The following is a 23,816-nucleotide window of genomic DNA, read 5'->3' on the forward strand; positions in this document are numbered from 1 at the left end:
TCAGAACTCGAATTCCTCGAACTCGCCCGAGTCCTCCCCGCCCTCGGCGGGCGTTCCGGAGACGGCCGGGGCGAGCTCGGCGATGGTCGGCCGGTCGAACAGCACCGCCAGCGGCAGCCCGACCCCGAACGCCTCGCGGACCCGGCTGGCGACCTGGGTGGCCAGCAGCGAGTGCCCGCCGAGTTCGAAGAAGTCGTCGGACGTCCCGACCGCGTCCACGCCGAGCACCTCGGCCCAGATCGCGGCCAGCCGCCGTTCGGTCGCGGTCCGCGGCTCGGTGAACGAGCCCTCCGGGCCGGGCCGGGCGCCGTCCGGCGCGGGCAGCGCCGCCCGGTCGAGCTTGCCGTTCGGCGTGAGCGGCACGGCCTCCAGCTCCATGAACACCGACGGGATCATGTGGTCGGGCAGCCGGTCGCGCAGGAACTCGCGCGCCTGGCCCGCCGACGGGACGCCCTCGGCCGGCCCGGCGGGCAGCAGGTACGCCACCAGCCGCCCGTCCGCGGCCGCGCCCTCGGCGACCACCACGGCGCCGCCCACGGCGGGATGCGTCGCGAGGACGTGCTCGATCTCGCCGGGCTCGACCCGGAACCCGCGCACCTTCACCTGGTCGTCGGCGCGGCCCAGGAACTCCAGCCGCCCGTCGGCGCGCCGCCGCACCCGGTCGCCCGTCCGGTAGAGCCGGGAGCCGTCGGCGGCGAACGGGTCGGCGACGAACCCCGCGGCGGTCAGGTCCGGGCGGCCTCCGTAGCCGCGCGTCACCCCGGCGCCGCCGATGAACAGCTCGCCGGGAACGCCGGCCGGGACGGGTCGCAGGTGCGGGTCGAGGACGTGCAGCCGGACGGTGGGCAGCGGCCTCCCGATCGGCGCGGGCCCGTCCTCCCCGTCTCCGGGATCGGCCGGCTCGCCGCAGGTGGAGTCGATGGTGGCCTCGGTGACCCCGTACGCGGTCAGGACCCGCACCGCCGGGCCCAGCACGCGCGCCGCCTCCCGGGCGGCCGCGGTATGCCAGACGTCGGTGGTGACCACCAGCAGCCGGAGCTCGGGCAGCGCGGCGCCGGTGTCCCTCAGGTGCGCGACCAGTTCGTCGGCGTAGCGCGGCGCGCACTCCAGGGCGTTGATCCGCTCCCCCGCGAGCACGGACGCCCAGCCGGGCGCCGACAGCTGCAGGCCCACCTCGCCCATGACCAGCGTCCCGCCCGAGCACAGCGCCCGGACGAGGTCGCCGGTGAAGACGTCGAAGCTGAAGCTGGTCAGCGTCAGCCAGCGGTGCCCGTCCTCGGGCCCGAACTGCGTCCGCGTCCAGCCCGCGTAGACGCCCGCCAGCGAGCCGTGGGTCATCAGGACGCCCTTCGGCCGTCCCGTCGAACCCGAGGTGTAGATGACCGCGGCGGCCTGGCCCGGCGGCACCGGACCGGCCTGCGGCGCGACCGGCGGCCGCGCCGCGAGCGCCGCCGCGACCTCCGCGTCGTCCAGCCAGACGGCCGCGGCCTCGGGGCGCAGCGGCGCTGCGGCCCGGTGCCCGACGAGCAGCGAGGCGCCGCTGTCGGCCAGCATGAACTCCAGCCGGTCCACCGGATACTCGGGGTCGAGCGGCAGGTACGCTCCCCCGGCCTTCCACACGGCCAGCACCGCCACCACCGTGTCGGCGCCGCGTTCCATGCACAGGCCGACCACGGTCTCGGCGCCCACCCCGCTGTCGCGCAGGTGGTGCGCGAGCCGGTTCGACCGCGCCTCCAGTTCCGCGTAGGTCAGCGATTCCCCGCCGCAGACCACGGCCGTTGCGTCCGGGCATGCCGCCGCCCGCCGGGACACCAGCTCGTGGACGCCGGCCGCCGGGATCGCCACGGGCGGGTCCGCCGGGATCGCGAGCTCCGCGTGTTCGTCCGCCGTCAGCATCGGCAGCTCCGACAGGTGTCGCCCGGGGTCGGCCGCCACCGCCTCCAGCAACGTGACCAGGTGCCCGGCGAGCCGCCGCGCCGTCGGCCCGTCGAACAGGTCGGCGCTGTACTCGACGCCGCCCGCGAGGCCGCGGCCGGCGGTCTCGGTGATGCTGAGGGTCAGGTCGAACAGCGTGGTGACCACCGAGATGTCGCCGCCGCCCGAGGCCGCCAGGCCGCCGAACGCGCCCGTCCCGTCCTCCGCGCCGGCCGTCTCGTAATTGAAGAGCACCTGGAAGAGCGGGGTCCGCGACCGGTCCCGATCGGTGACCAGGGCGTCGACGAGCTGCTCGAACGGCACATCCTGGTTGGCGTACGCGGCCAGGGCGTGGCCACGCACCTGGGCCAGCAGATCGGTGAACGCCGGGTCGCCCGACAGATCGGTCCGCAGCACCAGCGTGTTGACGAAGAACCCGATCAGATCCTCCACCTCGGCACGGTTGCGGCCCGCGATCGGCGTACCCACCGCGACATCCGGCTGACCGCTGTAGCGGCCCAGCAACGCCGCGAACGCCGCGAACACCGTCATGAACATCGTCGTCCCGGACGCCCGGCTCACCCCGCGCAGCGCCTCCGCCAGCTCCTCGGGCAGCTCGAACTCGACCAGGCCGCCCGCGGACGAACGCGTCACGGGCCGCGGCCGGTCGGTCGGCAGGTCCAGCGCCGGAACGTCCGCGAGCCGGTCCCGCCAGTAGGCGAACTGTCCCTCCAGGACGTCCCCGGTCAGCCGGTCGCGCTGCCAGACCGCGAAGTCGGCGTACTGCACCGGCAGGGGCTTCAGAGCCGGTTCCCCGCCGCCCGCCAGCGCCTCGTACGCGGCCGACAGCTCGCGCAGCAGAATCCGCGCGGACCACTCGTCCATCACCACGTGGTGGACGCAGAGGCCCAGCACGTGCTCGGCCGGGCCGGTCCGCACCAGGGTCGCGCGCAGCAGCGGCCCGCGGGCCAGATCGAACGGCCGTGCCGCGTCACGCGCCAGCAGTTCCCGCGCGGTCTCCGCCGGATCGGTGTCCGCCGAGGCGTCCACGACCGTCGGCTCGATCTTCGAGGACGGGTCGATCACCTGGTACGGCACGCCGTCGGGGCCCGCCACCAGTCGCGTCCGGAGCGTTTCGTGCCGGTCGGCGACGGCGCGCAGCGCGTCCCGCAGAGCATCCGGGTCGAGGTCGCCGGTGAGCCGCAGCGACATCGGCACGTTGTACTCGATCGAGCCGGGTTCGAGCTGCGCCAGGAACCACAGCCGCTGCTGCCCGAACGACAGCGGCAGGCGCCGCGTGCGGTCGGCGGCGGTGACCGGCGGCGCGATCGCGGTCCGCGGCCGCGTCTCGATCGTCGCGGCCAGCCCCGCGACGGTCGGCCGGTCGAAGAGCGCGGCGAGCGGGACCTCGAAGCCGAGGACCGAGCGCACCCAGGAGATCACCCGGGTGGCCAGCAGCGAGTGCCCGCCCAGCTCGAAGAAGTCGTCGGTGACGCCGACCCGGTCGACGCCCAGCACCTCGGCCCAGATCCCGGCGAGCACTTCCTCGGTCGCCGTGCCGGGCTCCACGAAGGCGCTGCCCAGCTCGGGGCGGGAGCCGTCCGGCGCGGGCAGGGCGGCCCGGTCGATCTTCCCGTTGGCAGTGAACGGGACGGCGTCGATCTCGACGAAGACCGCCGGGATCATGTGGTCGGGCAGGAGGGTCCGCAGGTGCGCGCGGAGCTCGGGCGCGGCCGGGACCGCGTCCGCCGGGCTCGCCGGGACCAGGTAGGCGACCAGCCGCCGGTCCGCGCCCGTGCCGTCCGGCACCACCACGGCCGTCGCGACCGCCGGATGGCCGGCGAGAACGTGCTCGATCTCGCCCGGCTCGATCCGGAAGCCGCGCAGCTTCACCTGGTCGTCGAGGCGGCCGAGGAACTCCAGGGCTCCGTCCGCCCGCCACCGCACGCGGTCGCCCGTCCGGTAGAGGCGGGAGCCGTCGGCGCGGAACGGGTCGGCGACGAAACGCCCGGCGGTCAGGGCGGGCCGCCCCAGGTAGCCGCGCGACACCCCGTGGCCGGAGATGTGCAGCTCCCCCGGCACACCGGCGGGCACCGGGTTCAGGGCGGCGTCGAGCACGTACAGCCGCACGCCGGGCAGAGGCCGGCCGATCGGCACCGGGCCGTCCTGGACGGAGACGAGTCCGTCCAGTTCGCCGTAGGTGGAGTCGATGGTGGTCTCGGTGACGCCGTACGCGGTCAGCACCCGGACGCCGGAGCCGAGGACGCCGCGGGCGCGCGCGGCAGCGGCCGTGCGCCACACGTCGGTGGTGACGACGAGCAGCCGCAGCGCCTCCAGGGTCGTCCCGGTACGGTCGAGATGGTCGATCAGGTCGTCGGCGAACCGCGGCGCGCACTCCAGCGCGTTGACGCGGTGGACGGCAAGGGCCTCGGCCCAGCCGGCGGCCGACAGCTGCAGCCCGACCCGGCCGAGTACCAGCGTGCCGCCCGCGCACAATGCGCGCACGACGTCTCCGGTGAACACGTCGAAGCCGACGCTGGTCAGCGACATCCAGCGGAAGGGCCTCGGCTCGTCCGGGCCGTCCTCGCCGGGGAAGTGCGTTGCCGCCCAGGCATGGAAGACGCCCACCAGCGACTCGTGGGTGACCAGCGTGCCCTTCGGGCGTCCGGTCGAGCCCGAGGTGTAGATGACCGCGGCGGCCTGGCCGGGCGACGTCACGCCACCGGGCGGTGAGGCCGGGGCGGCCGCGATGCGGCGCGCCGTCTCCGGATCGTCCAGCCATACCTCCGGACGGCCATCGGGGAACCCGGCCGCCAAGGCGCGATGGCCGACGAGCACCGACGCCCCGCTGTCGGACAGCAGGTGGGCGAGGCGTTCGGCCGGGTCGTCGGTGTCCAGCGGCAGGCACGCGCCGCCCGCCTTCCACACCGCCAGCATCGCCACGACAAGGTCCACATCGCGCGGCAGCAGCAGCCCCACGACCGACTCCGGGCCCACTCCAACGACGGCACGCAGGTGGTGTGCCAGCCGGTCCGACCGTTCGCGCAACTCGGCGTGGGTCAGGGAGGCACCACCGGGCACGACCACGGCAGGCGCATCGGGACGCTCCGAGGCACGGGCGGCGATCAACTCATGCACGCTCGCCGCGACCGGCGCCGGTTGGTCCGCGCCGAGGCCCCACGACTCGACCAGCTCGCGCCGCTCGTCCTCCGCCAGCATCGCGAGCGCGGACAGCGGCCGGTCGACCGACGTGGTCACCTCCTCCAGGAGGCCGATCAGGTGGGCGGCCATCCGATCCACGGTGGCCGCGTCGAACAGGTCGGTGGCGTATTCGAGGCCGCCGAAGAGCCCGTCCTCGCCGTCGATGATGGTGAGGGTCAGGTCGAACAGCGTCGTCCGGCGTCCGATCCCCGTCTCCACCGCCCGCATCCCGCCCGGACCGCCCGGACCGGCCGTTCCGCCGCCCCATCTGCGCGCGTAGTTGAACATGACTTGGAAGAGCGGCGTCCGGGACCGGTCGCGGTCCACGGCGAGCTCGTCCACGAGCCGTTCGAACGGCAGGTCCTGGTGCGCGTAGGCCGCGAGGGCCCCGGACCGCACCCGGCCCAGGAGCTCCCGGAAGCCGGGATCGCCGGACAGGTCGGTGCGCAGGACCAGTGTGTTGACGAAGAACCCGATCAGGCCCTCGGTCTCGGCCCGGTCGCGACCGGCGGCCGGGGTGCCCATCGCGATGTCGTCCTGGCCGCTGTGGCGGGCGAGCAGGACGGCGAACGCGGCCTGCAACGCCATGAACATGGTCACGCCGTTCTCGCGCGCCACCTCGCGCAGCCGCGCGGTGAGGGCCGCGGGCACCTCGAACTCGGCGAGGGCGCCCGCGCCGGAACGCACGGGCGGGCGCGGTCGGTCGGTCGGCAGGTCCAGGACCGGGACCCCGGCGAGCCGGTCCCGCCAGTACGCCAGCTGTCCCCGCAGCGCGTCGCCGCTCAGCCACTCCCGCTGCCACACCGCGAAGTCCGCGTACTGGACGGGCAGCGGCTCCAGCGGGAAGGGCGCGCGGTCGCGCAGCGCCTCGTACAGGCTCAGCAGCTCGCGGCGCAGCACCTCGATCGACCATTCGTCCGAGACGACGTGGTGCATCACGAGGCCGAGCAGGTGCTCGCCCGGTCCGAGCCGGTAGAGCACGGCGCGCAGGAGCGGCCCGGCCGCCAGGTCGAACGGTTCCAGCGCGTCCGCCGCGACGCGCTCGCGCGCGGCGCCGTCCGGGTCGTCCGCGCCAGTGAGGTCGACGATCGGCAGCCGGACGCCGGACGGCGGGTCGATCACCTGGCGGGGCTCCTCGCCGGTCCCCGCCACGAGGCGGGTGCGCAGCACCTCGTGGCGTTCCACGAGCATGTCCAGCGCGCCGCCGAGCGCCCGCACGTCGAGCTCGCCGGACAGCCGCAGGGCGAACGGGAGGCTGTACTCGGCCGACTCCGGCTCGAGGCGCGACAGGAACCACAGCCGCCGCTGGGCGAACGACAGCGGCAGCGGGCGTGAACGATCGGCCGGGACGACCGGCGGCGCGGTGGCGCCGGGGGCGGCCGACTCGACCACCGCGGCCAGGCCCGCGACGGTCGGATGGTCGAAGAGGGCCGCCACCGCGAGCTCGACGCCGAACGCCGTGCGGACCCTGGTGACGACCTGGGTGGCGAGCAGGGAGTGCCCGCCCAGCTCGAAGAAGTCGTCGGTGGCGCCGACCCGGTCCAGGCCGAGCAGCCCGGCCCAGATGCCGGCCAGCAGGTCCTCGGTGGCGGTCCGCGGCGGCACGTGCTCGCCGGCCGTCCCGGCGCGGGCCCCGCCGGGCGCCGGGAGGGCCGCCCGGTCGATCTTGCCGTTGGGGGTGAGCGGGATCTCCGACAGCTCCGTGTAGACGGCCGGGATCATGGAGGCGGGCAGCGCCGCGGCGAGCAGGTCGCGCAGTTCGGCGGGGGACGGGACGCCCGCCGCCGCGTCGGCCGCGACCAGGTGGGCTACCAGGCGCCGGTCGCCCCCTTCCCCGTCGGCGACGACCACGGCCGCGCCGATCCGGGGATGCGCGGTCAGCAGGGCCTCGATCTCGCCGGGCTCGATCCGGGACCCGCGGACCTTCACCTGCTGGTCGGCCCGGCCCAGGAACTCCAGTCCCCCGTCGCGCCGCCGGCGGACCCGGTCGCCGGTCCGGTAGAGCCGCGAGCCGTCGGCGGCGAACGGATCGGCGACGAACCGTTCGCCGGTGAGGTCCGGCCGGCCGCGGTAACCGCGCGCGACCCCGGCGCCGCCGATGAACAGCTCGCCCGGCACGCCCGCCGGGACGGGCCGCAGGTGCTCGTCCAGCACGTGCGCCGTGGTGTTGGCGATCGGGTCGCCGAGGCCGACCCCGCCGCCCGGGGTCAGCCGCCGGCAGGTCGACCAGATCGTGGTCTCGGTCGGCCCGTACATGTTCCAGACCGCCGCGACCCGCTCCAGCAGCTGCCCGGCGAGCCGTTCGGGCAGTGCCTCGCCGCCGCACAGCGCGCGCAGCCCGGCCGATCCCGTCCAGCCGCCCGCGACGAGGAGCTGCCAGGTGGCCGGCGTGGCCTGCAGCACGCTCACCGAACGGCGGTCGATCTCGGCTGCCAGCCCGGCCGCCGAACGCGCCGTCTCCCGGTCGGCGATCACGAGCCGGGCGCCCTGGAGCAGCGGCAGCCACAGCTCCAGCCCGGCGATGTCGAAACCGAGCGTGGTGACGGCGAGGACGACGTCGTCGCCCGTGAGACCCGGGCGGTCCGCCATCGCGGTCAGGAAGCCCGCGAGGTTGCGGTGCGTCACGACGACGCCCTTGGGCCGCCCGGTCGAGCCCGAGGTGTAGATGACGTACGCGGTCTGCGCGGGGTGCGGCCGCACGCCGACCGCGGTCACGGGTCCCGTCTCGATCGCCGCGGCCGTCTCGGGATCGTCCAGCCACAGGGCCGGCACGGTCTCGGGGAGCCCGGCGGGGACGGCCGTGCGATGGCCGATGAGCAGCGAGGCGCCGCTGTCGGCGAGCATGTAGGCGAGCCGGTCCGACGGATGGTCGGGGTCCAGGGGCAGGTACGCGCCGCCCGCCTTCCACACCGCCAGGGCCGCCACGACCATCTCGGCGCCGCGCGCGACGCACAGGCCGACGACCGTTTCGGCGCCGACTCCGGCGGCGCGCAGGAGGTGCGCCAGCCGTTCGGCGCGGGCGTCGACCTCGGCGTAGGTGAGCTCCGCGGTGCCGCTGACCACTGCCGTGACGTCCGCCCGGTCGGCGCTCCGCTCGGCGATCAGCTCGGGGACGGAACGCGCCGGGACGGCCGCCGCGGTGTCGTTCCAGGCCGCCTGCTCGGCGAGTTCGGCCGCGGTGAGCAGCGGCAGCTCCGACAGCCGGCGGCCGGGGCCGGCGGCGACCGCCGCCAGCAACGTGCCGAAATGACCGGCCAGGCGCTCGATCGTGGCGGCGTCGAAGAGCTCGGTGCTGTACTCGATCGCCCCCGCGAGGCCGCCGTCGCCCGGCTCGTCCAGCAGCACCGACAGGTCGTACTTGACCGGCAGCGGCCCGCCGCGCGCGAGCGTCTCCGCGCCGCCGAGCGCGTCGTCCCCGGCCTCGCCGCCGCGCTGCGCGGGCCCGAGGTAGTTGAAGAGGACCTGGAAGAGCGGGGTGCGCGACCGGTCCCGATCGGTGACCAGGGCATCGACGAGCCGCTCGAACGGAAGGTCCTGGTTGGCGTACGCGGCGAGGGCGTGGCCGCGCACCTGGGCCAGCAGATCGGTGAAGACCGGGTCGCCCGACAGGTCGGTCCGCAGCACGAGCGTGTTGACGAAGAACCCGATCAGGTCCTCCAGCTCGGCACGGTTGCGGCCCGCGATCGGCGTGCCCACCGCGATGTCGTCCTGACCGCCGTAGCGGCCCAGCAGCACCGCGAACGCCGCGAACACGGTCATGAACATCGTCGCGCCGGCCTCGTTCCCCACCGCCCGCAGGCCCGCCGCGACGTCCGCGGGCACCGCGAACTCGACGAGCGCGCCCCGGCCCGACCGTACGGGCGGGCGCGGCCGGTCGGCCGGCAGGTCCAGCACCGGCGCGCCGGCGAGCCGGTCCCGCCAGTACTCCAGCTGGCCCTCCAGCACGTCCCCGCTCAGCCACTCCCGCTGCCAGACCGCATAGTCGGCGTACTGCACCGGCAGCGGCTCAAGAGGAGACGGGCGGCCGGCGCGCAGCGCGTCGTAGGCGGCCGACAGCTCGCGCAGCAGGATCCGCGCCGACCACTCGTCCGCGGCGACGTGGTGCAGGCAGAGGCACAGCACGTGCTCCCCGGCGCCGAGCCGCAGCAGCCTGGCCCGCAGCGGCGGCCCGGCCGCCAGGTCGAACGGCGTCACCGCGTCCCCGGCCGCCAGGGCGCGCGCCGCGGCCACCGCATCGGGCTCGCCGGTCAGGTCGGTGACCGGCAGGTCCATCGCCGGTCGCGGGTCGATCACCTGGTGGGCGACGCCCTCGGCGTCCGCGACCAGCCGGGTCCGCAGCACTTCGTGCCGCGCCGCGACCGCCTCCAGCGCACCGCGGAGGGCGGCGGCGTCGAGGTCTCCGGTAAGGCGGAGCGCGAGGGGGAGGTTGTACTCGGCCGACTCCGGCTCCAGCTGCGCCAGGAACCACAGCCGCTGCTGGGCGAACGACAGCGGCGGTTGCGCCGGCCGCGCCCTCGCCGTGACGGGCGGGACGGACGGGCGCTCGCCACCGGTGGAGATCGCCTCGGCCAGGCCCGCGACCGTCGGCCGGTCGAAGAGGACGGCCAGCGGCACCTCGACGCCGAGGACCGATCGCACCCGGGAGGCGACCCGGGTGGCCAGCAGCGAATGCCCGCCGAGCTCGAAGAAGCCGTCGGTGACGCCGACCCGGTCGACGCCCAGCACCTCGGCCCAGATTCCGGCCAGGAGCTCCTCGGCCGGAGTGCGCGGCGGGACGTACGTCCCGGACGCCGCGACGCGCGCGGCCGGGTCCGGATCGGGCAGCGCGGCCCGGTCGGTCTTGCCGTTCGGGGTGAGCGGAACGGCGTCGATCGTCAGGAAGAGGGCCGGGACCATGTGGCCGGGGAGGCTCTCCGCCACGTGGTCACGGAGCTCGCCCGCGGCGGGCACGCCCCGCCCCGGGTCGGCGGGCACCAGATACGCCACGAGCCGCCGGTCGGCCTCCGCGCCGTGCGCGGCCACGACCGCCGCGGCCACCGCGGGATGCGCCCGGAGCGCGGCCTCGATCTCGCCCGGCTCGATCCGGAACCCGCGCACCTTCACCTGGTCGTCGGCCCGGCCGAGGAACTCCAGGGTGCCGCCGGCCGCCCACCGCACCCGGTCGCCGGTCCGGTAGAGGCGCGTCCCGTCCGCGACGAACGGGTCGGGCACGAACCGCTCGGCGGTCAGGTCGGGCCGCCCCGCGTAGCCGCGGGCGACTCCCGCGCCGCCGATGAACAGCTCGCCCGGCACGCCCACCGGCAGCGGCCGCAGCTCCGCGTCCAGCACGTACACCCGGGTGTTGCCGATCGGCCCGCCCAGATCGACGCCGCCGCCCGCCGCGATCGGGCGCACCGTCGACCAGATCGTGGTCTCGGTCGGGCCGTAGAGGTTCCACAGCTCCCCGGTGCGCTCGATCACCGCCTCGGCCAGCGGGACGGGAAGGGCCTCGCCGCCGCACAGGGCCCGCAGTCCGGGCGCGCCCTGCCAGCCGTCGTCGACCAGCATCCGCCAGGTGGCCGGGGTCGCCTGCACGACCGTGGCGCCGCACCGCCGGATCGCGGCGGCCAGCAGTGCCGGGGACCGGGCCGTGTCCCGGTCGGCGATCACCAGCCGGGCGCCCGCCACCAGCGGCAGGAACAGCTCCAGCCCGGCGATGTCGAACCCGAACGTGGTCACCGCCAGCAGCACGTCGTCCGCGGCCAGGCCGGGCTCCTCCTGCATCGACAACAGGAGGTTGACCATCTGGTCGTGGGCGACGGCGACGCCCTTGGGGCGTCCGGTCGACCCGGACGTGTAGATCACGTACGCCAGGCGGCCGGACGGCCCCGGGGCGGCCGGCCGCGTCGCGGGCCTCGCCGCGACGGCCGGGTCGTCCGGGTCCAGCGTCTCCCCGACGACCACCGAGACGCCCGCGTCCGCGGTCATGCGGGCGAGCCGTTCGGCCGGGAAGCCCGGGTCGAGCGGAAGGTAGGCGGCCCCGGCCTTCCAGATGCCGAGCGCGGCCACGACCAGGCCGGCACCGCGTTCCAGCCGGATGCCGACGACCGACTCGGGCCCCACCCCGCTCGCCCGCAGGTGATGGGCGAGCCGGTTCGACCGTTCGTCCAGTTCCCGGTAGGAGAGGCGGTCATCGCCGCACTCCACGGCGATCGCGTCGGGGGCGGCGGCCGCGCGCGCGCCGATCAGCTCGTCGACGCCGCCCGCCGCGGGCAGGTCCCGGCCGGTGGCGTTCCAGTCCTCGACGACCTGGCGCAGCTCGGCGGCGGACGGCGCCCCGGCGTCCGCGACCGCGATGGCGGGGTCGGCGGCGACGCGGCCGAGGATCCCGGTGAGGTGCCCGACGAGCCGCTCGATCGTGGCCCGGTCGAAGCGGGACCGGTCGTACGAGGCGCCGACGATCAGCTCGTCGCCGTCGGGGGCCGCGATGACGGTGAGCGGGTAGTTGTCCTGCTCTCGTTCCAGGCCGGTCGAGACGCGGAGACCGTCGCCCGCCGCTCCCCCTGGCCCTTCGTCCTCGGGCGGCGGACCGGCCGAGGGGTAGTTCTCGAACAGCAGGAGGCTGTGGAACAGCGGAGCGACACCGGACCAGCCCTGGACGCGCACGAGCGGGGTGTGCTCGTGCCTGCGCGCCCGGATCTGCTCGGCCTGGAGCTCGGCGAGCCAGTCCAGCATCGGCCGCGTCGGATCGATCCGGGTGCGCAACGGCGTGGTGTTGATGAACGTGCCGACCATCGTCTCCACGCCCGCGAGGTCCTCGGGCCTGCCCGAGGTCGTGACGCCGAAGACCACGTCGTCCTCGCCGCTGTAGCGCGACAGCAACAGCGCCCATGCCCCCTGCATGAGGGTGTTGAGCGTCAGCCGGCGTTCGCGCGCCAGGCCCGCGAGGGCGGCGGCGGTCTCGGCGGGCAGCCGCGTGCGGTGGACCGCGCGGCCGTGGTCGCCGGTGGCCCGGTCGACGGCCGGCGGCGTCGCGCCCGCGAGCCCGGCGAGCCGGTCGCGCCAGTACCGCTCGGCCTCGGCCGGGTCCTGCCGGTCCAGCCAGGCCACGAAGTCGCGGAACGGGCGGACCGGCGCGTGCGCGGGCTCGCCGCCCGCCGCGTACGCCCGGTAGGCGTCGAGCAGCTCGTCATGAACGATCGGCGCGCTCCAGCCGTCGAGCAGCAGGTGATGGTAGGTCCACACGACCTGGCTCTCGTGCGGTCCGAGGCGCAGCACCGACACCCGCATCAGCGACGAGCCCGCGAGGTCGACGCCGCGGGTGCGGTCGGAGGCGGCCCAGGCCTCCACCGCCGCGGCCCGGTCACCGGCCCCGCGCAGGTCGTGGACCTCCAGCGCGGGGTCCGCCTCGTCCGGGACCACGAAGAGGGGCTCGGGAACGCCGTCGTGGACGACGCGGCCGCGCAGCACGGCGTGCCGGGACATCACGTACCGCCAGGCCCGGGCCAGCGCGGTCTCGTCCAGGTCGTCGCCGAACACCAGCCCGCGCTGGACGAGGTAGACCCCCGACCCGGGGGCGAGCAACGTGTGGAACAGCATGCCCTGCTGCATGGCCGTGAGCGGGTAGAGGTCGCCGACGGGCACGCCGACGCGGTCGAGCAGCCGGTCGAGGGAGCGCTGCCCGAGGCCGGCGAGCGGGAAGTCCGACGGCGTGGCGCCGCGCACCCCGGGCCGGGAGCAGTGCTCGATCAGCCGGGTCAGCACCTCCGTGTAGCGGCCGGCGAGCCGGTCGACGGTGGCCCGGTCGTGGACGTTCGGGGAGAACGTCCACGACAGTTCCAGGCGGCCGTCGATGACCAGGCAGTTGACCTCGATGAGGTGGGTCCGGCCGCCCGCGTCCGACCGTTCGGGGCCCAGCGTCCAGGGCAGCAGCCGGAACCCGCCGTCGTCGGGCGCCCCCTCGTCCACCCGGCCGAGGTAGTTGAAGCTCACGCCGGCCGGTGGATGGCCGGGGAGCGTGCGGGCCAGGTGGCGGAGCACGCCGTAGCCGATGCCGCCGCGCGGGACCGCGCGCAGCTGTTCCTTCACGCCCTTGATCAGCGAGGCGGGGTCGGCGGCCGGGCCGTGCGGGGCGACCGGGTGGATGGAGGTGAACCAGCCGACCGTGCGGGACACGTCGATCGCCGGGCCGAGGTCCTCCCGCCCGTGCGACTCCAGGTCGACCAGCAGCGGACGGCCGGCCCACTCGCCGAGCGCCGCGCCGAGCGCCGCCAGCAGCACGTCGTTGATCCGGGTGCGGTAGGCGGCGGGCACGCGTTCGAGCAGCCGCGCCGTCAGGTCGGCGTCCAGCCCGGCGTCGAGGGTCTCGGCCGAGGCCAGGTCGTTCTCGCCGTCCGGGTGATCGCGGGGCACCTCGCCCGCGTTGCCGGTCACCGCCTGCCAGTAGGCGGCCTCGGCCGCGAGGCCCTCGTCGGCGGCGAGGTCGTGCAGGGCCCGCGCCCAGCGCGGGTAGGACGTGGTCTTCGCGGGCAGCTCGATGCGCTCACCGCGGGCGGCCTGGGCGCAGGCGATCCGGAGGTCGTCCAGGAAGATGCGCCAGGAGACGCCGTCGAAGGCCACGTGGTGCACGACCACCAGCAGGAGCGTGCCGCGTCCGCCGTCCTCCAGCGGTGCGGCCTCGAACAGCACGCAGCGCAGCAGCGGCCCCTCGGTGAGGCTCAGGCTCCGCTGGACGCTCGCGCCGCGCTCCCGCATCCGGGCCTCGGCCGCCTCGGCGTCCAGCCCGCCGAGGTCGACGGTCTCCAGGACGTCCTCGTCGTCCGGCGACCCGATCACGGCGGTCCCGTCGGGGGTGAGCCGGAGCCGCAGCGCGTCGTGGTGCCTGGTCAGCGCGGTGAGCGCGCGGCGCAGCGGCCCGGCGCCGAGCGGCCCGGCCGCCTGGAGCACGACGGACTGGTTGTAGTGGTCGTGTTCGGCGCGCCGGTTCTCCAGGAACCAGTGCAGGATCGGGGTGAGCGGCACCGGGCCGGTCACCGGCCCCTGCTCGGCGTCGGCCGTCGCCTCGAACCCGGCCACGGCGGCCAGCGCCTCGACGGTCTGCCGTTCGAACGCCTCGGCGGGCGTGACGTGCAGGCCGCGCGCCCGGGCCCGCGCGACCATCTGGATGACCAGGATGGAGTCGCCGCCGGCCTCGAAGAAGTTGTCGGCCGTGCCGACCCGGTCGCGGCGGAGCACCTCCGCCCAGACCTCGGCGAGGATGCGCTCCGCCCGGGTGCGCGGAGCGGTGAAGACGGCCGCGGCGGACGTGGTGAGGGAGCCTGGGTCGGGCAGCGCCGCCCGGTCGAGCTTGCCGCTCGCGGTCTGCGGCAGCTCCGACAGCTCGGCGAACACCGCCGGGATCATGTGGTCGGGCAGCGTCGTGCGGAGCCGCTCGCGCAACTCCGCCGTGCCGGGGACCCCGGCGGCGGGGTCGGCCGGGACCAGGTAGGCGACCAGGCGTGGTCCGGTGCCCGCGTCGCCGGCCGCAGCGACCACGGCGGCCGAGACGGCCGGGTGCGCGGCCAGCGCCGCCTCGACCTCGCCGGGTTCGATGCGGAAGCCGCGGATCTTGACCTGGGAGTCGGCGCGGCCCAGGAACTCCAGGGTCCCGTCCGCGCGCCGGCGGGCCCGGTCGCCGGTCCGGTAGAGCCGCGAGCCGTCGCCCGCGAACGGATCGGGCACGAACCGCTCCGCCGTCAGGTCCGGACGCCCCGCATAGCCCCGGGCCACCCCGGCGCCCCCGACGTACAGCTCGCCGGGCACCCCGGCCGGGCTCAGGCCCATGACCGCGTCCAGGACGTACACCCGCAGGTCCGGGATGCCGACGCCGATGACGCCGGGCCCGCCCGCGGCGGCGGTGGCCGCGTCGAGCGGCGCGTAGGTGACGTGCACGGTCGTCTCGGTGATGCCGTACATGTTGACCAGGACCGGGGCCCCGTCCGCAGACCGCGCGTACCAGGGCGCCAGCCGGACCGGGTCGAGCGCCTCGCCACCGAAGATCACATAGCGCAGGACCAGGTCGCGGCCGCCCCCGTCCACGTCCCCGGCGTCCTCGCCGTCCGCCGCCGTCAGCGCGGCGAACGCCGTCGGCGTCTGGTTGAGCACCGTCACCCGTTCGGCGGCCAGCAGCCGCAGGAAGTCGGCGGGCGACCTGGACACCTCGAACGGCACCACGACCAGCCGGCCGCCGTACGCCAGCGCGCCCCACATCTCCCACACCGAGAAGTCGAAGGCGAACGAGTGGAACAGCGTCCACACGTCCGAGGGGCCGAACCCGAACCAGGGCTCGGTCGACCGCAGCAGGCGCAGCAGGTTGGCGTGCGGGACGACGACGCCCTTGGGCCGCCCGGTGGAGCCGGAGGTGTAGATGACGTAGGCGGCCTGGCCGGGGCGGATCTCCGGCGCGGGCAGGGGCTCCTTCGCGGGCCACAGCTCCTTCGCGTCCTCGGGCCCCGGCGCGTCCAGCCAGACCGTGCTGATCCCGGGGTCGAGCGCGGTCGCGGCGCGATGGGCGACCAGCACGGCGGCGCCGCTGTCGGCCAGCATGAACGCCAGCCGTTCGGCCGGGTACTCCGGATCGAGCGGCAGGTACGCGCCGCCCGCCTTCCACACCGCCAGCGGGGCGACGGCCAGGTCCAGCCCGCGCGGCAGGCAGAGGCCCACCACGGTCTCCGGGCCCACGCCCAGCGCGCGCAGGCGGCGTGCCAGCAGGTCGGACCGCTCGTCGAGCTCGCGGTAGGTCAGCGACGCGTCACCGCAGACCACCGCGACGTCGTCCGGGCGCAGCCGGGCATGCTCCCGGACCATTTCGTGCACGCCGCCGGGTTCGGAGGCCGGAGCCGGAGCCGAGGCCGGGGCCGCGGTGCCGCTCCAGCGGACCAGCTCGGCGCGTTCGGTCTCGGGCAGGACGGAGATCTCCGACAGGTGGCGGTGCGGGTCGGCCGACACGGCGGCCAGCACGGCCCGCAGGTGGCCCACCAGGCGCTCGGCGGTGGCGTGGTCGAACAGCTCGGTGCTGTATTCGAGATGCCCGCCGATCTCGCGCATGGCGTCGCCGAGCAGCAGGGTCAGGTCGAAGCGGGCGACGGCCGCGCCGAAGGGCATGGGCTCGGTGCGCAGGCCCTCCAGCGCCGCCGGGGTGTCGCCCACCCGGTCCACGCTGAACATCACCTGGAAGAGCGGGTGCCGCGACCGGTCCCGTTCGGGCTGCAACTCGTCCACCAGCCGCTCGAACGGCACGTCCTGGTGGGCGTAGGCGTCCAGCGCGTCCCGGCGCACCCGGCCGACGAGCTCGCCGAACGTGGGGTCGCCCGCGAGGTCGACGCGCAGCACCAGGGTGTTGACGAAGAAGCCGATCAGCTGCTCGATCTCCGCCCGGTTCCGGTTGGCGACCGGGGTGCCGAGCACGATGTCGTCGCCGCCCGCGTGCCGTCCGAGCACGATCGCGAAGGCCGACAGCAGGGTCATGAACATCGTCGCGCCGGTGTCGGTGCCGAACGCGCGCAGCCGGGCGACGACGTCCTCCGGCAGCTCGAACTCGACGATCCCTCCCGCGGCGGACCGGACCGGCGGGCGCGGCCGGTCGGTCGGCAGGTCGAGGACGGGCGCGCCGGCGAGCCGTTCCCGCCAGTACGCGAGCTGGTCCTCCAGCACGTCGCCGGTCAGCCAGCCGCGCTGCCAGGCGGCGAAGTCCGCGTACTGCACGGGCAGCGGCGCCAGCGGGGACGGCTCGCCGCGCCGGAACGCCTCGTAGAGGGTCTCCAGCTCGTGCCGCAGCACGCCGGTCGACCACTCGTCCGCCACCACGTGGTGCACGCAGAGGTCGAGGACGTGGTGCTCGGCGCCCAGGCGCAGCAGCGAGACGCGCAGCGGCGGGCTCGCCGCCAGGTCGAACGCGAGGGCGAAGTCGGCCTCGACGCGGCGGACGGCCTCGGCGAGCGGGTCGGCGTGACCGGTGAGGTCGTGCACCGGCAGCGGCACCGGGCCCGGCGGGTCGACGACCTGGTGCGCGACGCCGTCGGCGCCCGCCACCAGCCGGGTGCGCAGCACCTCGTGGCGGGCCGTGATCTCCGTCAGCGCCGCCTCCAGCGCGGCGGCGTCGAGCGGGCCGGTGAAGCGCAGCGCCATCGGGACGTTGTACTCGGCGGATCCGGGTTCGAGCTGGTCCAGGAACCACAGCCGCTGCTGGGCGAACGACAGCGGCAGCGGCCGGTCCCGGCCGGCCGGGACGATCGGCGGCGGCGCACCGCCGCCCTCGGCGGGCCGGGCCGCCTCGACGATGCGGGCCAGCCCGGCGACGGTCGGATGGTCGAACACCTCCACCAGCGCCAGCTCGGCGCCGAGCTCGGTCCGGACCCGGGAGATGACCCGGTTGACCAGGAGCGAGTGCCCGCCGAGCTCGAAGAAGTCGTCGCCGACGCCGACCCGTTCCAGGCCGAGGACCGCCGCCCAGATCTCCGCCAGGACCCGTTCGGTCCCGGTCCGCGGCGCGGCGAACTCCGCCACCTCGGGCCGGGCGGAGTCGGGGGCGGGCAGCGCGGGACGGTCGACCTTGCCGTTGGAGTTGAGCGGCAGCGACGCCAGCTCCACGAACGCCGCGGGGATCATGTGGTCGGGCAGGCTCTCGTGCAGGAACGCGCGCAGGTCGCCCGCCGCCGGCACGCCCTCCGCGAGGTCGGCCGGGACCAGGTAGCCGACCAGCCTCGCGTCGCCGTCCTCGTCGTCGTCGCGCACCGCGACCACCGCGGCCGCCACCGCGGGGTGACCGGTCAGCGCGGCCTCGATCTCACCGGGCTCGATCCGGAAACCGCGCACCTTGACCTGGTCGTCGACCCGGCCGAGGAACTCGATCTCCCCGTCCGGCGTCCACCGCGCCCGGTCGCCGGTGCGGTAGAGGCGGGAGCCGTCGGCGGCGAAGGGATCGGCGACGAACCGTTCCGCGGTCGGCTCGGGACGGCCTACGTAGCCGCGGGCCACCCCGGCTCCGCCCAGGTGGAGCTCCCCCGCCACCCCGGCGGGCACCGGCCGCATGCGCCGGTCCAGCACGTAGACGCGGCCGTTGGCCAGGGGGCGGCCGATCGGGACCGGGTCCCCGGACCCGACCCGGCGCACCGCCCGCCAGGTGGCGAACGTGGTCGCCTCGGTCGGGCCGTACACGTGCAGCAGCCGCTCCGGCCGCCCGAGCGCCAGCATGCGCCGCACGCTCAGCGGGTCGACGGCCTCACCGCCGAACAGCAGGGACCGCACCCGCCGCACGCCGTACGGCGCCTCGGCCGCGAGCCTGTTGAACAGCGCCGTGGTCAGGAACAGCACGGTGATCCCGCGCCGTTCGATCTCCGTGCCGAGCCGCCGCGGCGACAGCAGCACCTCGCGTTCCACCCCGGCCAGCGTCGCGCCGTTGGCGAGCGCGCCCCAGATCTCGAAGGTGGCCGCGTCGAACGCGGTGGTGGCGGCCTGCGCCACCACGTCGCCGGGCTCGATGGTGATGTAGTCGCCGGGTGCGACGAGGCCGACGATGTCGCGGTGGCGAACGCCGATGCCCTTCGGCCGTCCGGTCGAGCCGGAGGTGTAGATGACGTACGCGAGCCCGTCGGGGTGCGCCGGGACCGCGGGATCGGTGGCCGGGCAGGCCGCGATGGCCGCCGCGGTCTCCTCGTCGTCCAGCCACACCGCGTCGGCCTCCCCGATGTCGCCGGGCAGGGCTCGCCGGCCGACCAGGACGGCGGCGCCGCTGTCGGCGCGCATGAAGGCGAGACGGCCGTCCGGGTAGTCGGGGTCCAGGGGCAGGTACGCGCCGCCCGCCTTCAGCACCGCCAGCAGCGCGACGACCATCGCCGGGCCGCGTTCCAGGCGGATCCCGACGACGGTCTCCGGCCCGGCGCCCCTGCCGATGAGGTGGTGGGCGAGGCGGTTGGCCCGCGCGTCGAGCTCGGCGTACGTGAGGGACTCGCCGCCGTACACCACCGCCGTCGCCTCCGGCCTGGCGGCCGCCTGCGCGGCGACGAGCTCGTGGACGCCGGCCGCCTCCGGGACGGGCATGGCGGTGTCGTTCCAGCCGACGAGGATCTCGCGGTGCTCGGCGGGCGTGCCGAACGGAAGGTCGGCGACCCGGCGGCCCGGGTCGTCGGCGATGGCCTCCAGGACGGCGACCAGGTGGCCCGCCATCCGCCCGATCGTGCCGTCGTCGAAGCGTGCCCGGTCGTAGGCCAGGCCGAGAGCGAGCTCGGGGCCGGGCCCGGCGACCACGGTGAGCGGATAGTTGGCCTGCTCGCGGGAGACGTTCTCCTCCATCAGCAGGCCGCCGCGCGCCGACTCGGCCTTGCCGTGCTCCAGCCGTTCGGCGGGAAAGTTCTCGAAGAGCAGCAGGTACTCGAACAGCGGCCGCCCTGCGGGCACCTCGCTCCACGCCTGCGCCTGGACCAGCGGCGTGTGCTCGAACCGCCGCGCCTCCGCCTGCTCGCGCTGCAACCGCCGCAGCCAGGACGCGACCGTCTGCTCCCCGTCCACCCTGACCCGCGCCGGGGTGGTGTTGATGAGCAGGCCGACCATGCTCTCGATGCCGTCGAGCTGGTCCCCGCGCCCGGAGGTGGTCACGCCGAACAGCACGTCGTCGGTGCCCGCGTAGGCCGCCAGCAGCACCGCCCAGGCGCCCTGCACCACGGTGTTCAGCGTGAGCCGGTGCCGCCGGGCCAGCTCGGAGAGGTCGGCGGTCACCCGTTCGCCGAGATGCGTCCGGTAGGTGTCGTGGCCCGTCTCGCCGGTGTCGCGTTCGACGCCGAGCACGGTGGCCGCGCCGATGCCGCGCAGCCGGTCCCGCCAGTACGCCTCGGCCGCCGCGAGGTCCTGCCCGGCGGTCCAGGCGACGTGGTCGCGGAACGGCCGGTGGGTCGCGTGCGGAGGCCGTTCGCCCGCGCGGTACGCGTGGTAGGCGTCGATCAGCTCGCCGAGGACGATCGGGACGCTCCAGCCGTCCAGCAGCAGGTGGTGGTAGCTCCACAGCACCTGGTGGCGGTCCCCCGCCAGCCGGATGACCACGATCCGCACGAGCGTCGGCCGGTCGAAGTCGGCGCCTCGGGCACGGTCGGCGGCCATGAACGCCGCGAGGGCGTCGTCCACGCCCGGCTCGTCCAGGTCCGACCAGTCCAGCTCTTCCCAGGGCAGGTCGACGCCGCGGGAGACCACGGCCAGCGGCTCGGGCACGCCCTGCCAGACGACCGTGCTGCGCAGCACCGCGTGCCGGGCGAAGACCAGCTCCCACGCGCGGCGCAGCGCGGCGAGATCGAGGTCGCCCTCCAGCAGGAGCCCGTTCTGGACCCAGTAGACGCCCGACTCCAGGGCGCGCGCGGAGTGCACCATCATGCCCTGTTGCAGCGCCGTCAGCGGATAGATGTCCTCGATCTCGGTCGTGGCGCGCGCGTGGACGGCGTCGAGGGCGTCCTGGCCGAGGCCGGCGAGCGGGAAGTCGGACGGGGTGAGGCCGCCGGTGCCCGGAGCGCAGCAGTGGTCGATCAGCTCCGTGAGGGCCTCGAGGCAGCGCCGGGCCAGCCGGGCCACCGTCGCCTCGTCGTGCACCTCGCGCGAGTACGTCCAGACCAGCCGCAGCCGCCCGTCGTCGATCTCGCCGTTGATCTCGATGAGGTGGGTGCGGTCGCCGGTTCCGGCTCGCTCCCGCCCGAGGCCGGCGCCGTCGACCGGCCGGAAGCGTCCGTCCGCGGAGGACGAGGGGGACGCGGGGGACGCCGGCCGGGCCGCCTGCCCCCCGAAACGCCCCATATAGTTGAAGCTCACCTCGGCGCCGTCCGCCGGGCGCGCATCGCCGTTCAGGTAGCGCAGCAGGCCGTAGCCGAGGCCCCGCCGCGGGACCGCGCGCAACTCCTCCTTGGTCCGGCGCAGTGCCGCGCCGGGGTCCCCGCCCGGCGCGGCGAGCGCCACCGGGGCGAAGGCGGTGAACCAGCCGACGGTCCTGGAGACGTCGATGCCGGGCCCGAGGTCCTCGCGGCCGTGCGCCTCCAGGTCGACCACCGCCCGGTCGGCGCCGGTCCATTCGGTGAGGGCCGTGCCGAGGGCCGTCAGCAGCACGTCGTTGATCTGCGTGCGGTACGCGGCCGGAACCTCCTGGAGGAGCCGGGTGGTCTGGTCGCGGCCGAGCGCGACCCGGACGTCGCGCGCGGACGCGACGGTGTTGGGGCCGCCGTGGTCGCGCGGCAGGGGCCGTACGGCGGCCTCTACCGCGTGCCAGTGCTCGACCTCCTCGGCCGGGACGGGGGGCAGGTCGGCGAGCCGTTCCGACCAGTGCTTGAACGAGGTGGTCTTCGGCGCGAGGCGGATCGTGCCGCCGCGTTCGGCCTGGTCGAAGGCGAGGGCCAGGTCTTCCAGCAGGATCCCCCATGACACGGCGTCGACGGTGAGGTGATGGACGACGATCAGCAGCAGCGGGTGCGCGCCGGGGCGCTCGAACAGCACGCAGCGCAGCAGCGGCCCGTGCTCCAGGTCGAGGCTCGTCTGCGCCGCGTCGGCATGCGCGTCGAGCGCGCCGTCGTCCTCGGACGGGACGCGGACGACCCGGAGCAGGTCCGCTCCGGCTCCTGGCGGCACGTTCCGTCCCACCCAGGCGTCGCCGTAGCGGACGTAGCGGGCGCGCAGCGCGTCGTGGTGCTCGACGAGTGCGTCGAGGGCCCGCCGCAGCACGGCCGGATCGACCGGCGAGGTCGCCTCCAGCACCATGGACTGGTTGAAGTGGGCCGGGTCCGGCAGCTCGCGGCGGAAGAACCAGTGCTGGATCGGCGTGAGCGGGAACTCGCCGACCACCGGCCCCTGCTCGGCCTGTGCCGCCGGCCGGCGGGCCGCGACAGCGGCGAGCTCGGCGACGGTCTGGTGCTCGAACAGCTGGGCGGGCGTGACGTGCACGCCCCGGGCGCGGGCGCGCGCGACGGTCTGGATGCTGACGATCGAGTCGCCCCCGAGCTCGAAGAAGTTGTCCTCGACCCCGACCCGGTCGAGGCCGAGCACCTCGGCCCACGCCTCGGCCAGGACCTGCTCCGCGTCGCTGCGCGGGGGGACGAACCGTTCGGCGAGATCGGGACGGGCTCCGCCGGGCGCCGGCAGCGCGGCGGCGTCGATCTTGCCGTTGGGGCTGAGCGGGATCGCCGCGATCGGCGTGAACACCGCGGGGATCATGTGGTCGGGCAGGGTGGCCGCCAGGAAGGCGCGCAGCTCGCTCGTGCCGGGCGGGCCCCCGTCCCCGGCGTCTTCGCCGGGGACGAAGTAGGCGACCAGGCGCCGCCGGCCGTCGTCCTCCCGCACGACCGCGACGGCCGCCGCCACCCGCGGGTGCGCGGTCAGCGCGGCCTCGACCTCGCCCGGCTCGACGCGGTGGCCGCGGACCTTGACCTGCTCGTCGATGCGGCCGAGGAATTCCAGCCGCCCGTCCGCGCGCCATCTGGCCCGGTCCCCGGTCCGGTAGAGCCGGCCGCCGTCCGCGGCGAACGGGTCGGCGACGAACCGTTCGGCGGTGAGGGCGGGACGGCCGTGGTAGCCGCGGGCGACCCCGGCGCCACCGACATGGAGCTCGCCGGGGACGCCGACGGGCACGGCGTTCAGCGCGCGGTCGAGCACGTACACGCGGGCGTTCGCGATGGGGGCGCCGATCGGCGGCGGGCCGGCGCCGATGCCGGGATCGACGGCGACGGTCGCGCAGACGGTCGTCTCGGTCGGCCCGTACGCGACGATGAAGCGCCGCCCCCGCGCCCAGGCGCGGGCGAGGCCGGGCGGGCACGGCTCTCCGCCGACGACCAGGACGCGCAGCGCGGGCAGGGCGCCCGGGTCCAGGTCGTGCAGCGCGGTCGGGAGCGTCTGCGCGACGGTCACGGCATGCTCCTGGAGCAGCCGCTGGAGCTGCGGCGCGGACCGGCGGGTGGCACCGCCCGCGATGACCAGGTGCGCCCCGGCCGCCAGCCCGACGAAGGTCTCGCAGCCGGCGACGTCGAAGCTGAACGAGGCCATCTGCAGCACCACGTCGTCCTCGGTGACGCCGAGATCCCGGCGCTGGGCCTCCACCAGGTTGGCCAGGGCGCGGTGGCCGACCATGACGCCCTTGGGCCGCCCGGTCGACCCGGAGGTGTAGATCACGTAGGCGGGCTGGTCGCCGTGCCGGACCGCCCCGGCGACCGGCCGGGCCGCCGGGCCTGCGGGGTCCCGGTCATCGGGATCCAGGAGTTGGAGCCCGAGGTCGGCCGCTACGGGCGTGCCGACCAGGACGGCCGCGCCGCTGTCGGCGATCATGAACGCGAGACGGTCGGCCGGGTAGCCCGGATCGAGCGGGAGGTAGGCCCCGCCCGCCTTCAGCACGGCGAGCATGGCGGTGACCATCCGCGTGCCGCGATCCAGATGCAGCCCGACGACGGTCTCCGGGCCGACGCCCAGCCCGCGCAGCCGATGGGCGAGGCGGTCCGCGGCCGCGTCCAGCTCGCCATAGGTCAGCGTCTCGCCGCCGGACGTGACGGCGGGCGCGTCCGGCCTGCGGGCCGCGGCGGCCGACACGAGGTCGGCGACGGTCCCGTCCGGCTCCCGGGCGGCGGTGTCGTTCCATTCGGCGAGCAGCCGGCGGGACTCGCCGGCGGTGAGGAGCGACGTCCCGGCGAGGCGCTCGTGCGGGGCCTCGGCGACGCGGCTCAGCAGCTCCGCCA

1 protein-coding gene (only partly in view) is annotated in these 23,816 nt (G+C 75.7%); it reads right to left on the minus strand.

Going from position 1 to position 23,816, the window contains the following annotated elements; genetic code table 11:
• Window positions 1–23,816: the 3' portion of a non-ribosomal peptide synthase/polyketide synthase gene (locus ABD296_RS00040; protein ID WP_344259883.1), read on the minus strand. The gene runs 4,495 nt beyond the window's last position; 23,816 of the gene's 28,311 nt are visible here — the last part of the coding sequence; the start codon falls outside the window, past its right edge; the stop codon is at window positions 1–3.

It is taken from the genome of Actinomadura napierensis (assembly GCF_039529375.1).
In the GTDB taxonomy this organism is placed as follows: domain Bacteria; phylum Actinomycetota; class Actinomycetes; order Streptosporangiales; family Streptosporangiaceae; genus Spirillospora; species Spirillospora napierensis.